At 61.6% G+C, this 1,895-nt stretch carries 1 protein-coding gene and 2 pseudogenes (1 of these 3 running past the window's edge); 1 reads left to right on the forward strand and 2 read right to left on the reverse strand.

The window, feature by feature from the left end; all coding sequences use genetic code 11:
- Window positions 1–133: 133 nt before the first annotated feature.
- Together EOB49_RS38710 and EOB49_RS38715 are read right to left on the reverse strand one after the other, a co-directional pair.
- A complete protein-coding gene (locus EOB49_RS38710; RefSeq protein WP_275955036.1) occupies window positions 134–574 on the reverse strand; it encodes a transposase in 441 nt (146 codons plus the stop codon).
- Window positions 514–1,189: pseudogene (locus EOB49_RS38715) on the reverse strand (transposase). Before EOB49_RS38715 ends, EOB49_RS38710 begins: the two are co-directional and overlap by 61 nt.
- Before the next feature lie 563 nt (window positions 1,190–1,752).
- Between EOB49_RS38715 and EOB49_RS31010 the strand changes: the two are divergent.
- Window positions 1,753–1,895 (forward strand): annotated as a pseudogene (locus EOB49_RS31010) (IS630 family transposase) (its annotated part continues 481 nt past the right edge of the window); the annotation flags it as partial.

Here is a 1,895-nt window from a genome sequence, read left to right on the forward strand (position 1 = left end):
TTCCTCAATCTCGTCGAGGAAGCGCATCTGACATTCAAAAGTTGTGTGCGTCAAGTTCTGCACAGCGGTGACATTGGCGTGTCCGCCGCGCAGCCCCCGTGTTTAGCGGAGCGGCGGACATGGCGGCCGCGTCTCAGGCGGCCAGTGCCCTCAGGTTCTCCTTCTTGTGCTCGCGCAGATGATCCATGTTGAGGTAGCGGGTCGCCTCGAGCCAGTTCTCGTGGATCTCCACCGCCAATGCCCGAACCAGCCGCAAACAGCTCTGCGGGTTGGGGAAGACGCGAACGACCAGGGTGCGCCGCTTGATCTCCTGGTTCAGCCGCTCCAGCATGTTCGTCGACTTCATGTGCTTGTGATGCGGCAGCGGCAGCCGGTAGAAGCTCAGCGTCTCCTCGATGTTGTTCTCCACCCAATCCACCAGCTTCGGGTATCGGCCTGCCATTTGGCGATCCACTGCGCCAGGTCGCGCTTGACCTCCTAGGTCGCGCCGGTCATAGAACCATCTGAGCTCCATCAGGCAGTCGTCATCGACCTTGCGCGGCACATAATCGAGCGCGTTTCTGAGGAAGTGCACGTAACAGCGCTGCCAGACTGCCTCGGGCGAGGACTTCCCGGATCGCTGCCCTGAGCCCCGGATGGTCGTCGGAGACGACAAACTCGACGCCCGCGCTGCTTGAGCCCGGCCACGAACGCGCGCCAGCTCGAGTGGCTTTCCCGGTTGGCCAGTTCGACACCGAGCACCTGGCGCCGGCCCTCCCAGTCGACCCCGATCGCCACCAGCATCGCCTGGCTGGCGATCACGCCGGCTTCGCGCGCCCGCTCATAGCGCGCATCCAGAATGTGGTTCGGGTAAGGTTCGGCAAGCCGCTGCTCAAAGAACGCCTTCAGGGCTTCATCCAGCCGCGCCGTCGCCTGGCTTACCGTCGAGGCCGAGAAGGCATGACCGCACAGCTCCTCGGTGATCGCCTTCACCTTGCACGTACATCTCGACCAGCGCCGATACCAGTGCGTTCTCCGAGCGCTGATAACGCTCAAACAACTCCGCCGAGAACCGGCCGGCCCGATCTTGCGGAACCCGAAGCTCCAGCACGCCAACCCGCGTCACAAGCTTGCGTTCGTAACAGCCGGAACGGTAACCAACCCGCTCCGTCGTCCGCTCGCCTTTCTCGGCCCCGATCGCCTCCGTCATCTCGGCTTCCAAAGCCTCCTGCACCACAGTCTGCAATACTTGCGAAAGCCGTCCTCATCCGACAACAGCAACGCTTTCAACTCGCCTCTGCTCAGTCTAACTTCTCGATTGGTCATGGCATTCACCCTTCCACGGGAATCGGTGATCGCAACGTCACCAGCGTGCCATGGCCGCCTCGCCTGAAGGCAAGGCCTGTTCTCTCTCCAGAGCTTTTTGCAGAACCTTCAGGACTATCGGTACGACTATCTGTCGCGCTCCCATCGGCCCAGGACTTCTCGTTCGACGCATCGATCCATTGGCCCAAGGAGATCAATAGACGGACAATGCATACCTATCACTGATGGATGCAGGGTCATCGGCCTGACGCTGGCAACGCTCTATCGGTATTCCCGCAGGTTTCGACCAGCGAGATTTGCCGATGGGCGTGCAGATAATCGGGCGCTCGCGCGAGGACACGAACGTTCTTGAGCCGCGCTTCTGTACGGAGCAATTGAACCCTTGGAACAAGCACCTTCCACTTTGCCTTCGCCTGGTACCGCGCGCCGGTCCCGCCGAAGCATGTCGACGACCCGGCCTTCGCCGAGAAGCTGACGACCATCGTTGGCTTTGTACGTCTATCCGCCGGCCCATGCCGTGGTGCTGTGGGTCGACGAGAAGTCGCAGATCCAGCCCTCGGCCGAACCCAGCCCGGCTTGCCAATTGAAGA

The sequence above is a fragment of the Mesorhizobium sp. M7A.F.Ca.MR.148.00.0.0 genome (genome assembly GCF_003997735.1).
Classification (GTDB): Bacteria; Pseudomonadota; Alphaproteobacteria; order Rhizobiales; family Rhizobiaceae; genus Mesorhizobium.